Annotated in this window: 11 protein-coding genes; 6 read left to right on the top strand and 5 right to left on the bottom strand. The window is 71.1% G+C overall.

The genetic code is table 11. The annotated features are described in order from the left end of the window. Positions 1–153 precede the first annotated feature (153 nt). From ACZ32T_RS23605 to ACZ32T_RS23590, 4 genes are all read left to right on the top strand, one after another. Complete coding sequence (locus ACZ32T_RS23605; RefSeq protein WP_467368814.1) at positions 154–1014, top strand: helix-turn-helix domain-containing protein; 861 nt, start codon at positions 154–156, stop codon at positions 1012–1014. A 122-nt stretch (positions 1015–1136) separates the two neighbouring features. Beyond that, positions 1137–1394: a WhiB family transcriptional regulator gene (locus ACZ32T_RS23600; protein WP_014157877.1), complete on the top strand. Its 258-nt coding sequence runs from the start codon at positions 1137–1139 to the stop codon at positions 1392–1394. Between the two features lie 41 nt (positions 1395–1435). After that, positions 1436–1765, top strand: a complete 330-nt coding sequence (locus ACZ32T_RS23595; RefSeq protein WP_467268910.1) for a YkvA family protein — start codon at positions 1436–1438, stop codon at positions 1763–1765. 37 nt (positions 1766–1802) lie between these two features. After that, positions 1803–3704 (top strand): rhamnogalacturonan lyase, encoded by a 1902-nt coding sequence (locus ACZ32T_RS23590; protein ID WP_467268912.1) that lies wholly within the window; start codon positions 1803–1805, stop codon positions 3702–3704. Positions 3705–3753: 49 nt separating this feature from the next. Here the strand turns inward: ACZ32T_RS23590 and ACZ32T_RS23585 are convergent, their stop codons facing one another. The 4 genes from ACZ32T_RS23585 to ACZ32T_RS23570 form a co-directional block, all read right to left on the bottom strand. Next, on the bottom strand, positions 3754–4200 hold the full coding sequence (locus ACZ32T_RS23585; RefSeq protein WP_467368812.1) for a MarR family winged helix-turn-helix transcriptional regulator: 447 nt from the start codon (positions 4198–4200) through the stop codon (positions 3754–3756). A 77-nt stretch (positions 4201–4277) separates the two neighbouring features. Beyond that, positions 4278–5192 (bottom strand): alpha/beta hydrolase fold domain-containing protein, encoded by a 915-nt coding sequence (locus ACZ32T_RS23580; protein ID WP_467368810.1) that lies wholly within the window; start codon positions 5190–5192, stop codon positions 4278–4280. Positions 5193–5253: 61 nt separating this feature from the next. Then, positions 5254–5814 carry a quercetin 2,3-dioxygenase gene (locus ACZ32T_RS23575; RefSeq protein WP_467268918.1) on the bottom strand — a complete coding sequence of 187 codons (561 nt, stop codon included), beginning with the start codon at positions 5812–5814 and terminating at the stop codon, positions 5254–5256. Between the two features lie 115 nt (positions 5815–5929). Then, entirely contained in the window at positions 5930–6661 is a 732-nt protein-coding gene (locus ACZ32T_RS23570; RefSeq protein ID WP_467268920.1) for a VOC family protein, read from the bottom strand. Between the two features lie 225 nt (positions 6662–6886). On the opposite strand from ACZ32T_RS23570, the gene ACZ32T_RS23565 reads away from it, so the two are divergent. Further along, positions 6887–9322, top strand: coding sequence for a GH92 family glycosyl hydrolase (locus ACZ32T_RS23565; protein WP_467368808.1), 2436 nt, complete (start codon positions 6887–6889; stop codon positions 9320–9322). Between the two features lie 172 nt (positions 9323–9494). Then, positions 9495–12830 (top strand): LamG-like jellyroll fold domain-containing protein, encoded by a 3336-nt coding sequence (locus tag ACZ32T_RS23560; RefSeq protein WP_467368806.1) that lies wholly within the window; start codon positions 9495–9497, stop codon positions 12828–12830. A 113-nt stretch (positions 12831–12943) separates the two neighbouring features. Here the strand turns inward: ACZ32T_RS23560 and ACZ32T_RS23555 are convergent, their stop codons facing one another. Next, positions 12944–13963 carry a LacI family DNA-binding transcriptional regulator gene (locus ACZ32T_RS23555; RefSeq protein WP_467368804.1) on the bottom strand — a complete coding sequence of 340 codons (1020 nt, stop codon included), beginning with the start codon at positions 13961–13963 and terminating at the stop codon, positions 12944–12946. Between the last annotated feature and the right edge of the window lie 41 nt (positions 13964–14004).

The raw sequence follows: 14004 nt of genomic DNA, 5'->3' as shown, positions 1-14004 counted from the left end.
TCCGGGGCCGAACGCGCGCACGTGACTATTTCCGACATGTACGTACTCTCCGCGCAAAGTGCATACTTTGCAAGAGGCAGAATGTCAGGATGGTTCCGAATCGGCGCCGGGGTTACTGCCACCCCGGTCGTAGCCTGCCAGGAAGGGATGTGGATGAGGCCCCGGTCCGGCCCCACCCTCGAACACCGAGTCCTGGCGGCGCGTCTGCGGATGCTCAGGGAACGGGCGGGCGTCAGCCTCCAGGCGGCTTCGGTGGCACTCGGTGCCCACCCCGCCACCGTCCGGCGCATCGAGCGTGCCGAGACCGGGCTCGACGCCTATCAGGTCCGGGTCCTCCTCGAGCGTTACGCCGTGTCCGCCGAGGAGGCCGAGCCGATCATGGCGGGTATCGCCGCCGCGAACCTGCCGGGCTGGTGGCACGCGTGGCGGGACGCGATGGACCCGTGGCAGCAGGAGGTCATCGGCATCGAGTCCTCCGCCGCGCTCGTCCGGACCTGGCACCCCGCCCTGATCCCCGAACTCCTGCGCACCCCCGCCTACGAGGCGGCCCTGGGCCGCGGCCTGACCTCCTCCCCCCGGCCACGGCGGGAGGAGGACCGGCACATCGAACTGCTGGCGGAGCGGCAACGCCGTCTCGAGGCGCGCGGCGCGGCCCTCTGGGCCCTGTTCCCCGCCGCCGCCCTCCGTACGCCGGTCGGCGGGCCCTCCGTGATGGCCGGACAGCGGGCGGTGCTGGAGGAGGCGGCCCACCGCCGGCACCGCACGGTGCAGGTGGTGCCCCTCGACGCCCCACCACACCCGATGACCGGTGTGCCACCGCTGCACCTGCTGCGCGTACCGGCACCGGAGATCGGCGACCGTGCGGTCCTGGAGATCCCCGGCGCCCGGGTGGACATCGTCGACGAACCGGCCGTCGTCATGGACTACCGCATCCGCCTGGACCGCGCGTGCGCGGCTGCCCCGCACCCGGGCTCGCCGCTGCCGGAAGGCGGACCGGGACCCAAAATCCCCTGAAGACCGGGCCTGTTGGGGTTTCGATCGCCGTATGACGGTCACGCGCACAGTGCGGAACCCGAAAGCCAGGCGCAATCCAGCAGAGACCGACGGACCGTTCCCAGCGAGAAGGAGTGAGAGACATGGACAACTGGCGCATGCACGCGGCATGCCGCGAAGAGGACCCCGACCTGTTCTTCCCCATCGGCAGCACCGGGCCCGCACTCGTGCAGGCCGAGGAGGCCAAGGCCGTCTGCGGGACCTGCCCCGTGCGGGAGCAGTGCCTGGACTGGGCGCTGGAGAACGGACAGGACTCGGGCGTGTGGGGAGGCATGGACGAGAACGAACGCCGTGCCCTGAAGCGCCGTCGCGCCCGTCAACAGGCCAGGAGCCACGGGTGACGCCTCCGCGCTCCGGCCGCCCGGCCGGGAGACGATGAGCCATGGACACCTCGGTCTGGCTCATCATCGGCGCGCTCGTACTCCTGCTCATGGCGGGTGCGGCCCTCGTCCTGCTGGTACGGGTGATCCGGGCCAGAAGGCTCCTCGTCGACGCCGGCATCCCCCTGAAGAACAAGGCGCTCGTCTGGGCGGCGGTGATCTACACCGTGTCGCCCGTGGACCTTCTGCCCGACCCCGTCTACCTCGACGACATCGGTTTCCTGCTGCTCGCGCTGCGCTCACTGCACGCTGCGGCCGGTGCGGTGCGGGGGCGGCCCGCCATGACGGAGAAGGAGACCGGCGGCAACCTTTCGGCGTCCGGCAGCAACTGAGGGGGCGTAAGCCACCCCCTGCCGGAAGGTGCCTCCCGTGGAGCCTCTGCTTCCCCACACCGCTTCCCGTCCCCGCCGCAGACGCCGCATCACCCGCACCCGCGCGCTGGCCGGCGCCCTGGCGGCAGGGCTGCTCGCCGCCGGCGGACTCGTAGCACTCGGCCCCGTCTCGCAGGCCGCCACCGCGCGGCAGGCGGAGGCGCTCGACCGCGGCGTGGTCAGCGTGCACACCGACAGCGGAAACCTCGTCAGCTGGCGCTGGCTCGGTACCGACCCCGACAACGTGTCGTTCAACGTCTACCGGGCGGGCACCAAGGTCAACACCTCGCCGGTCACCGCCTCGACGAACTACTTCCACTCCGGCGCGCCCGCCACCGCCGACTACACGGTCCGCGCGGTCGTCGACGGTGTGGAGCAGAGCGACTCCGTCCACGCGATCCAGTTCCGCGCCGGATACAAGGACGTGCCCATCAGTCCGCCCGCCGGCGGGACGACACCCGACGGGGTCGGCTACACCTACGAGGCCAACGACGCGTCCGTCGGCGATCTGGACGGCGACGGCGCCCTCGACTTCGTACTGAAGTGGCAGCCCACCAACGCCAAGGACAACTCCCAGTCCGGTTACACGGGCAACACGATCATCGACGGGATCCGCCTCGACGGCACCCGGCTCTGGCGGATCGACCTCGGACGCAACATCCGATCGGGTGCTCACTACACCCAGTTCCAGGTGTACGACTACGACGGTGACGGTCAGGCCGAGGTGGCCATGAAGACCGCCGACGGCAGCGTCGACGGTGCCGGGAAGGTGATCGGCAGTTCCTCCGCCGACCACCGCAACTCCTCCGGATACATCCTGTCCGGTCCCGAGTTCCTGACGATGTTCAACGGCAGGACGGGGGCGGCGATGGGCACCGTCGACTACGTCCCCGCGCGCGGCACGGTGTCCTCGTGGGGCGACTCCTACGGCAACCGGGTCGACCGCTTCCTCGCCGGCACGGCCTATCTGGACGGCGCCAGGCCGTCCCTGATCATGGCGCGCGGCTACTACACGCGCAGCGTCATCGCGGCCTGGGACTGGCGGGGCGGAGCCTTCACCCGGCGCTGGACCTTCGACACGAACAGCTCGACCAACGCCGGCAAGGGATACGACGGACAGGGCAACCACCAGCTGTCCGTCGCCGACGCGGACGGTGACGGCAAGGACGAGATCATCTACGGCGCCATGGCCGTGGACGACAACGGCAGCGGACTGTGGACCACGAAGAACGGCCACGGCGACGCCATGCACGTCGGGGACCTCGATCCCTCTCGCGCGGGTCTCGAGGAGTTCAAGGTCGACGAGGACAGCTCGAAGCCGTCCTCCTGGATGGCGGATGCCAGGACCGGTCAGATCCTCTGGTCCACCCCGGCGAGCGGTGACAACGGACGTGGCGTATCCGGTGACATCTGGTCCGGCAGCGCCGGCGCCGAGTCATGGTCCTCCGCCGTCTCCGGGGTGCGCAACCCGAAGGGCGCCGTGGTCACCAGCCGTAAGCCGTCCAGCTCCAACTTCCTGTCCTGGTGGGACGGTGACACCACCCGCGAACTCCTCGACGGCACCCACATCGACAAGTACGGCACCTCGGGCGACACCCGTCTGCTGACGGGGGCGTCCGTACACTCCGGCAACGGCACCAAGGCCACGCCCGCGCTCTCCGGCGACCTCTTCGGCGACTGGCGCGAGGAAGTCGTCTGGCCGACCACCAACAACACCGCTCTGCGGATCTACTCCACGCCGCACGAGACCGGCACGAAGATCACCACACTGCTCCACGACACCATGTACCGGACCGCGCTGGCGTGGCAGAACACGGCCTACAACCAGCCGCCGCACCCGAGCTTCGCCATCGGCAGCGGGATGGCGACCGCGCCGCGGCCGGGCATCACCACGCCGTGACGCACCGGCGGCCCGTGCCCCTGCCCAGGGGCACGGGCCGCCCCGTGGCTCAGGAGCCCGACGACAGCAGGGGCGGTTCGCCCCAGGACCGCGTGAGGATGTCGCGCAGCAGCCCGGCCTGCGGACCGATGCGCTCGGCCAGGACGGCTTCCGCGCGGGCGAGCATGCTCTGCGCCCGCTCGTGCGCCCGGGCGCCCACCGGGGTGGTGCGGACGATCCGTGACCGGGCGGACGACGGATCGGGCGTCTGCTCCAGCAGGCCAAGGCCGATCAGGCCGTGCACCGTCTGGTGCGTGGTCTGACGGGTGACACCCATCCGCCGCGCCAGCTCGGAGATCGAGGTGCCGTCCGGATCGAGCGCCGCGAACACCGCGGCCTGCGCGACGGTCACGGGCTGCTCACCGGCAGCCGTCATGCCGGCCAGCAGGGCGTCGTCGAACCAGCGTCTGGCCTCGCTGAGGAGCTGGGGCATGTTCGGTGCGGCGTCTGCGGTCATGGTTCCTCGATGGGCGGGCGGGGGCTCCGAGCATAACGACCGGCCGCGCCCGCCCGGCCCCCCGCCCGCACCCGTGATCAGCGCGTACGGGCGCGGGTGAACTCCACCGAACGCTCGAAACACTCGGTGACCCGCTCGTCGGGAACGCCCAGCCACAGGTGCTGGGCACCCGCGACCAGGTGCAGCTCCACGGGCGCCCCCGCCTCCCGGAGCGCGTCGGCCAGCCGGACGCTCTGCCGGGTGGGGACGGCGGTGTCCGCGGTTCCGTGCAGGAGCAGGAAGGCAGGGGCCCGCGCGGTGACGTGGGCCACCGGACTCGCCGCCCTGGCCCTGTCCGGGTCGGCGCCGGCCGGCATTCCGAGGAGGCGCGCCTCGTAGGTGGCCGGGTCGTGGGCGTCGTAGCCACCCCCGTGGTCCTCGGCCAGGGCGACCAGATCGCTGGGGACGTACCAGCACACGCAGCCGCGGACCGGGCCGACACCCCCGGACGGCGCCGAGAGAGCGGCGTGGGCGGCCAGGTGCGCGCCCGCCGACTCGCCCCACAGGACGGTCCGGGACGCGTCCACGCCCAGTTCGTCCGCGCGGGCGCGCAGCCAGCGCAGAGCGGCGGTGAGGTCGTCCCGCTGCGCGGGGAAGTGCGCCTCGCCGCTGAGCCGGTAGTCGGGACACGCGACGGCGAAGCCGGCCCGGACGAGACGGGCGAACGGTCCCGGCTGCCAGGAGTGGAAGCGGGGCCCCATGGTGTCCCGCAGGCCGGTGTGCCAGCCGCCTCCGTGCACGAACACGATCAGGGGGACGGGGGCAGCGGCGTCCTCCGGCAGCCATATGTCCAGCTCCAGCGCCCTGCTCCCCTCGAGCAACCGGTAGACCGCTCCACGCAGCAGCCTCACGCCGGGAGCGGGGTGGGAGGGGGACGGCAGCGGAAGCGTGGCCGGGTCCGGCGGGGCGGGAGGCACGAAGGGGGAGGAGACGGGATCGGAGGGCAGCGGCATGGGCCTGGCTTTCGGTGGGTACGGGCGTTCCCCCGGACGGGAACAGGGAGCGAACGGCCGGTCAGTCCCGGGTGCGCCACTGCTGCCCGGGCATGAAGCGGACGTCGAACCGCTGCGGCACCGTGCCGAACTTCTGCGGGTCGGGGACGTACGGCTCGCGGGGCAGGGTCAGCTCCTCGGTCGGCGTCCCGAGGTTCTCGAAGAAGCGCTCGAAGGTGCCGCCCGGACCCGCCGCCACCCCGATGATCTGGCTGTGATGGCGCTCGATGCGGTAGGCATGCGGGCAGTTCTTGGGTACGAAGCCGAAGTCGCCGGTGGTCAGCAGCTTCTCGTACTGCTCACCTTCCTGGTCCTCGACGAAGAGCCGGGCCGCGCCACTGCCGATGTAGAAGACCTCGTAGGTGTCCGTGTGCATGTGGGCGGGGATGATGTCGCCCTTCACCCCCTCGACTGTGAAGAAGTTGAAGGCGTTCTCGGTCTGCTCCCCGCCGGCGTAGACGGTCACGAGGTCACCGAAGAGGTGGGCCCGGTCGCCCATGCCCTTCTCGATGAAATACGGCTTGCCCGGCTCGGCGGGGATGTGGGAGCGGGTGCGGTACTGGGTGGCGTACTCCATGGTCATGGCGAACCTCCGGGATCGGCTCCGACTGAACCGTCAGGCTACCTGACGGTTCAGTCGGAGTGAAGGACGGACACCGCGGCTCCCGCCCGAGGCGGCGGGCGGGAGCCGCCTCGCCCTACTCGCCCGTCACGGGATCGCGCCCGGTGAGGCAGTAGACCCCGCCCGCAGGGTCCCGCATGACCGTCCAGCCGTCGCCGTCGCGCACGAACGCTGCGCCGAGCCCTTCGTGGTGGGCCCGGCCGGCCGCCAGGTCCGAGCAGGCGAGATCCAGATGCGCCGAGGCCGGGCGGTCCTCGTCCAGGCGCTGCACGAGGAGATGGACGGGCAGGTCCGGCGACGGGCGGAACACATGGAACTCCCGGTGGACTCCCGGGCGTGCGTCCCAGCCGGTCAGCGCCGCCCAGAACGCCACCTCCGCGTCGAACACCGCCGGTGAGACGTCGAGGCAGATCTGGTCCAGCCTGCTCGTCACGCCGCCGGGACCGGTGAGGACCGCCGGCCGCGCCTTCTGGCCCCGCCAGGGGACGACGCAGAAGGGCTGGCCGCCGGGGGAGCGCAGGACGGTCAGTTCCGGGTGCCCGGCCTCCTCCAGGGCGCCCAGCCGGAGAGCCTGTGCGGTGAAGGCGGCCATGTCGTCCACCGCCAGATCGGGATGGGCCCCGCCCTCGCCTCCCACCGCCTGCACCGCGAGGCAGGCGTCGGCGCCGTCCGGGAGCAGGGTGGTGAATTCGCCCCGCTCTCCCCACGGCTCGGAGAGCCGGGTGCCGGTGACCGCGCTCCAGAAGGCGGCGGCGTGGCCGGCGGCTGCTGCGGGCCGGTCGATGAAGGCGTACGTCCAGCGGATCACGGTGCTCCTCTGCTGCGGCTCGGTGCTTCGTGCGGCAGTCCCCATCGTGTCAAAGCGAAGCCCCACGGGCCCCGTTCATCACTCGTTCACCGGTCGGATCCGTCCGCGGCATTCCCTGGCACGCCGCGGGCACCTACGCTCGGCCGCGAATCGATCAACGCTGCGGCGCCGTGGTCCGAACGGTGTTGACAACGTTGTCCCCCTCTGCCGGAGGTATCCGAGACCATGCCCTCCAGACCGTCCCCGGCCCGGCGTCTCGCCGCACGGGCCGCCGCGATCGCCCTCGCCGGCGCGCTCGCCGGTGCCGTCCTGCCGCCGGCCGCGGAGGCCGACGCGCTGGTCGCGCGCCCCACCGCCTACGTGGACCCGATGATCGGCACGGCGAACGGCGGCAACACCTATCCCGGCGCGGTCCGCCCGTACGGCATGATCGCCTGGTCGCCGACCAGTACCACGGGCGACCAGACGAGCACCGGGGCGGCCAACGGCTACGAGTACGGGGTGACCCGGATGCGCGGGCTGAGCCTCACCCATGTCAACGGGGCCGGCTGCAACCCGGGCGCCGCGGGTGACGTGCCGATCATGCCGTTCGTCGGCGACGTCACCTCCTCGCCGTCCGCCGACACGAAGGACGCCGTCTACGCGTCCGGCTTCTCGCACGACGACGAGCGCGCCGTTCCCGGCCGTTACACCGTGGGGCTGGACTCCGGCGCCACCGCGGACCTGGCCGTCAGCGAGCGCGCCGGTGTGGCCGACTTCAGCTTCCCGGCGGACAAGCCCGCCAATCTGCTCTTCCGGGTGTCCAACTCCCTGAACGGCAGCGAGGACGCCGAGATCGAGATCGACACCGCACACCGCAAGGTGACCGGTTCGGTGCTCACCGGGGCGTTCTGCGGCCGGCGCGCCAACGGCGGTACCAACAACCGCAAGAGCTACTACCGGCTCTACTTCAGCGCCTCCTTCGACCGTGCCTTCTCCACCACGGGCACCTGGCGCGACGGCGCCCTCGCTCCGGGCGCCACCAGCGGAAGCGGCGGCGAGGGATACGCCACCGGAGCCGACCGCGCCGGGCGCGGGTCCGGCGGCTGGGTCGGCTTCGACACCCGGGCCGACGACGACGTCCGCATGCGGATCGGGATCTCCTACGTCAGCCAGGCGGGCGCGGAGGCCAACCTGCGCCAGGAGATCGCACCGAGGGCGAGCGTCGACGACGTGGCCCGCGCGGGGTCCGCCGCCTGGGACCGCGAGCTCGCCTCCGCGCGCGTCGGCGGCGGCAGCGACGCGCAGCGCACCGCCTTCTACACCGCGCTGTACCACTCGCTGATGCAGCCGAATCTGATCAGCGACAGGGACGGCCGCTACCCGGGCATGGACGGGAAGCCGCACCGCGTGACGCGCGGTCAGAAGGCCCAGTACAGCAACTTCTCCGGGTGGGACCAGTACCGCGCCCAGATCCAGCTCCTCGCCCTCCTCAAACCGAGGGTCGCCGGTGACTTCGCCCAGTCGCTCTACAACTTCGCCCGGCAGAACGGCGGAGTCTGGGACCGCTGGGTGCACGTCAACGGCGCCACACATGTGATGACGGGCGACCCCACGGCCGCCACCCTCGCCACGTTCTACGCGATGGGCGTACGCAACTTCGACTACGAGGGCGCCTTCGAATCCCTGGCACGGCAGGCCACGGTGCCCCACCCGGACGGTCTCTCCGACGCGGGATGCCCAGGCCAGTGCACCGGCCAGCGGCCCAATCTCGCCCAGTACCTGGAGTCCCACTACGCGGCCCAGGACGTCTGCCACTGCTGGGGAGGCGCCGCCGAGACGCTGGAGGACGCGGTCGCCGACGCGGCACTCGGCCGGTGGGCCCGGCTGCTCGGGCGCGACGAGGAGGCCGACGCCTTCGAGGAGCGCGGCCTCTGGTGGCGTAACGTCTTCAATCCCGAGGCAGGCGACGGCGCCGGGACCACCGGCTACATCCAGGCACGCAACCTCGACGGCTCGTGGGTGACCCCCTTCAGTCCGGGCAGCGACCGGGGCTTCGCGCAGGGGACCAGCGCCACGTACACCTGGATGGTCCCGCAGGACGTGCAGGGGCTGGCCGAGGCCATGGGCGGCCGTGACGTGGCCGCCGAGCGGCTGGACGGCTTCTTCCACAAGGCGGACGGCTCCTGGTCGGTCAAGGGCGGCGACGCGCTGCGCTACGACCCGACCAACGAACCGGGCATCCACGCCCCTTGGCTCTACAACGCGCTGGGGCAGCCGTGGAAGACCCAGGAGACCGTGCGGGAGATCGTGAACACGGTCTACGGGACCGGCCCGCGAGGCCTGCCCGGCAACGACGACCTCGGCACCATGTCGGCCTGGTACGTCTTCTCGGCCCTCGGCCTCTACCCGCAGACGCCCGGCAGCGCCACCATGCTGCTGGGAGCGCCGCTGTTCCCGTCCGCGGTGCTGGACCGTCCGCAGGGCGGTGACATCCGCATCAGTGCCCCGGAGGCAGATGCGACACATCCGTACATCGATGCTGTGAAGGTCGACGGACGGACGGCCGACAGGTCGTGGACGGACGCCCGGCTGGTCACCCGTGGGGGGTCGCTGAGCTACCGGCTCGCTGACCGGCCGAACACGTCCTGGGCCACAGGACCTGCGGGTCTTCCGCGGTAGCACCCCGGCCGGCCCGGGCCCGGAGTCCGGTGGGCGGCGCGACGCCGCCCGCCGGACTCCGCCTGCCCGGCGCGGAGGGCGGAAGAGACCTTGATTTTCTATCGTTGAAAATTCTGTGTGCACGACCGTTGTCAGCTGTTTGGGGCTGTGGCTCAATGTTCGACTATGTGCAGTGCTCCACAGTCCGGGGCACTCCGGCTTCTTCGACGAGGACGACGCCTTGATACGACAACTAGCCCGCCCCCGCACACTTTTCAGATCACTCGCCTGTACGGCGGCGCTGCTGCTCCCCCTCGGGGCCACTCTGGTCCCGGCCGCCGCAGCGGCTCCCGCGGCCCCCGCGGCGGAGGCCGCCACCGCCTCGGCGTCCTCCGAGGAGGATCCCTCCACCGAGGTGCACGGTCTCAAGGGTGAGTACTTCGCCATGTCCGCCCCGGGCGCCCGTGACTTCGCGAAGCTCGGCGCCACCGCGCTCGACCCGGACATCAACTTCCCCGGGCTGACCGGTGCCTTCGAGTCGGCCACCGGGCGGACCGAGCACACCACCGCCCGCTGGACGGGGCAGATCGAGGCCCCGGAGACCGGTGACTACACCTTCTCCGCCATCGGTGACAACGGCTTCCGGCTCTTCATCGACGACAAGGCGGTCATCGACCACTGGGAGCCGGACTGGGACAAGGAGCAGACCAGCGCTCCGGTCGCGCTGAAGGCCGGCGAAACGCACACCTTCCGGCTGGAGATGTTCCAGGACGTCGGCGGGGCGAACATGTTCCTGCGCTGGTCGAGCGCGAAACTCGCCAAGCAGATCGTGCCCGAGTCGGCCTTCACCCCGCCGTCCGACTTCGAGGTCTACCCGGTCGGATTGACCGTCGCGGAGGACGGCCTCAAGGTGCGGGCGACCTTCGACCACGAGGTCAGCGGCATCGAGGACGTCAAGGACCACCTCACCATCGAGGCGGACACGACGCCGATGCCGGTGAAGTCGGTGGCCAGGGCGTCGGACAACCGCAAGGCGCTCGTCGTCACCCTGGGCGCCGCAGTCCAGAAGGGCCAGCAGCTCAAGGTCGTCTACGACGGCGAGGGCGGCCTGAAGAACGGCGACGAGACCGTACCGGAGATCAGCCGCAGGGCGAAGAACCTTTCCACGCACCGGCTGACCACGCCGTGGGGCGACAAGGTCGACCCCAAGAACCCGATGCCCGAGTACCCCCGCCCGCAGCAGGTGCGCGACGACTGGAAGAACCTCAACGGGCAGTGGGAGTTCGCCGGAGCCGCCGCCGGTGAGAAGCCGGTCTTCGGCAAGAAGCTCGACGAGCGCATCACCGTGCCCTACCCCGTCGAGTCGCAGCTCTCCGGACTCGAGCGCCACGAAGACCACATGTTCTACCGCAAGCTCGTCACGGTGCCCAAGAGCTGGTCGGTCGGCAAGCGGGGCAACGACGACCGCCTGAAGCTCAACTTCGGCGCCGTCGACTACCAGGCGCGGGTCTGGGTCAACGGCAAGCAGGTCGCCGAGCACACCGGGGGCTACACCGCCTTCAGCGCCGACATCACCGACGCCGTCAAGGGTGGCGGCCCCCAGGAGATCGTCGTCGCGGTCACCGACACCACCGGAGCCGACCAGCCCACGGGCAAGCAGTCCCCGAACCCGAGCGGCATCTTCTACACCGCCTCCTCCGGCATCTGGCAGACCGTGTGGATGGAGCCCGTCGCTCCGGCCGCCATCGACTCGCTGAAGACCACGCCCGACATCGACAAGGGCAGGCTCGCCCTGACGGTCAACTCCGAGGACGCCTCGAAGTCCGCCCGGGTCACCGCCGTCGCCCGCGACAAGAAGGGCAAGGTCGTCGGCAGGGTCACCGGCCCGGCCAACAGCGAGCTCAGCCTGCCGGTCGCCAGGCAGCACCTGTGGACACCGGACGACCCGTACCTGTACGACCTCGATGTCACTCTCAAGGACGGCCGTTCCAAGGACACCGTCGACAGCTATTTCGGCATGCGCTCCTTCGGAGTCGCCGAGGTCGGCGGCTACCAGAAGCTGGTACTCAACGGGAAGCCGTTCTTCTCCCTCGCCCAGCTCGACCAGGGCTTCTACCCCGACGGGCTCAACACGGCGCCCAGCGACGACGCCCTGGTCTTCGACCTGAAGGCGCAGAAGGACCTCGGCTTCAACTCCGTCCGCAAGCACATCAAGGTCGAGCCGGCACGCTGGTACTACCACGCCGACCAGTTGGGCCTCCTGGTGTGGCAGGACTTCGTCTCCGGCAACCTCACCGGCGAGAAGGGCCAGAAGGCCTTCCTCGACCAGGGTGCCGAGATGATGGAGCAGCTGCACAACTACCCCTCGATCGGCGCGTGGATCGTCTTCAACGAGGGCTGGGGTGAGTGGGACCGCACCGAGACCGGCAAGATCACCGAGAAGGTCGAGGCCGCCGATCCCTCGCGCGTCGTCAGCGCCCACAGCGGTGTCAACTGCTGCAACTCCAAGGGCGACTCCGGCAAGGGCGACATCATCGACCACCACGACTACAACAACACCGACCCGGCCTTCCCCGACGAGACCCGCGCGGCGATCGACGGTGAGCACGGCGGCTTCACCCTGCGGATCCCCGGCCGCATGTGGCCCGGTGCCCCCACCGCGATCTACAGCGGTGTCGCCGACAAGGACGCCCTGACCGCCAAGTACGTCGACAACACCCGTACGTACTACCTGGAGGCGGCCGGCGCCGAACTCTCCGGCTCCATCTACACCCAGGTGACCGACCTGGAGAACGAGCTCAACGGCCTCTGGACGTACGACCGCCGGGAGATCAAGGTCGACGCCGCGAAGGTGCGGAAGATCAACCAGGAGGTCATCGCCGCCGGCGCCGCAGCGGGCGAGCGGGACGAGGTCAAGGGCGGCGGCGCCTGGTCCCTCGACGAGAACAAGGGCACCAAGGCCGCCGACAGCGGCCCGAACCACAAGGACCTCACCCTCTCCGAGGGGGCGTCCTGGGCACCGGGAGTGCGGGGCTCCGCGCTGAAGTTCGACGGCGAGGGCCAGTACGCGCAGACCGTCGGCCCGGTCGTCGACACCACCGGTGACTACACCGTCTCGGCCTGGGCGTCGCTCGACGCGCTGCCGGGCAACTACGGCACCGTCGTCAGCCAGGACGGCCGACGTCAGGAGAACCCGTTCTACCTCCAGTACGGACAGGGCGGGTTCGCCTTCTCCACCCCCGGCGCCCACCGTGCCCGGCTGGAGATCAAGCCCGAGCTCGGCCAGTGGTACCACCTGGTCGGCGTGCGCAGCGGTGACGAGATCAAGCTGTACGTCGACGGCAAGCTCGCCTCCACCGCCGCGGCCGGCACCGCCGACGTCAGCACCGGCGCGCTGTCCGTGGGCCGCGCCAAGTGGTCCGGCGGCAACACCGACTTCTGGAACGGCTCCGTCGACCAGGTGAAGGTGTACGACAAGGCGCTCACCGACCAGGAGGTGACCGCGCTCCACGACGGCGAACAGCCGTAGGGAGCAACCCCGCGGAACCGCTCCCGGCAGCGTGCGCACAGGCCGCGCTGCCGGGAGCTCCGCGCTGTCCCCGGCCCCGCCCGCTCAACCTGTCGGCGGGAGCGCCGCAGGCGTCACACCGGTGAGACCGCGGCTCCGGTGCTCTCCCGGGCCACCACGTGGTGCGGGACCACGATCCGGCGGCCGGCCAGCGTCTCGAACCGCCCCAGGACACGCTCGGTCAGGCACTGCACCGCGCGTTCGGCGATCTGCTCCCGGTCCGGGGCGACCGTGGTGAGGGAGGGGGCGGCGAACCGGCCGTCCTCGATGTCGTCGAAGCCCATGAGCGCCAGGTCCTCCGGCACCCGTACACCCTGTTCGGCCGCCACGCGCAGCGCCCCGAGGGCCAGTTCGTCACTGAAGCAGAAGACGGCGTCGACGGAACGGGGCGTCTCCAGCAGCTCCCGCAGAGCTCGCGCCCCTTCGGCCCGGTGCAGGTCTGCCACCTCCACCTCGGCCACCGGCCGTAGACCGGCCTCCCGCAGCCCTTGCCGGAAGCCCTCGGCCCGCAGCTCGGCCGTCCCGTGGCCCAGCCCCGACTGCAGGCCGATCGCCGCGATCTGCCGACGGCCCAGCGAGACGAGATGACGAGCGGCGTCCCGCGCCGCTCCCACGTTGTCCAGTGCCACATGGTCGATGGACCCGTCCGGTTCCAGCTCGCCGAGGACGACCAGCGGCAGGCCGCCCGCGAGCGACGCCAGCCCGGCCGGGGACGTCGACCACGGACTGATGATCATCCCGTCGACCTGGTGGCCCTCGGACCCTTCCAGGAGCCGCCGTTCCAGATCCGCCCGCCCTCCCGTCCGCTCCAGGAGCACCGTCCACCCGCGCTCCTGCGCCGCGTCGATGAGGAGGCCCGTCAGCGCGCCGAAGTACGGGGAGTGGATCTCGGGCACGGCGACGCCGATGAGCCCCGTACGCCCCTGCCGGAGGTTGCGGGCGGCGAGGTTGGGGCGGTATCCCAGCTCCTCCACGGCCGCCATGACCCGGGCGCGCGTCGCCGGGGCGACGGCCGCGGCGTTGCTCACGACGTTGGAGACGGTCCTGACGGACACGCCGGCGAGTGCGGCGACGTCCTTGAGCCTCGCTGCCACAGCCAATGCGCTCCCGTCCCTCTGTCCGCTAGGGCGGCCGG

The sequence above is a fragment of the Streptomyces sp. NPDC023573 genome (assembly GCF_055559735.1).
This window is presented reverse-complemented; position numbering and strand designations above follow the sequence as displayed.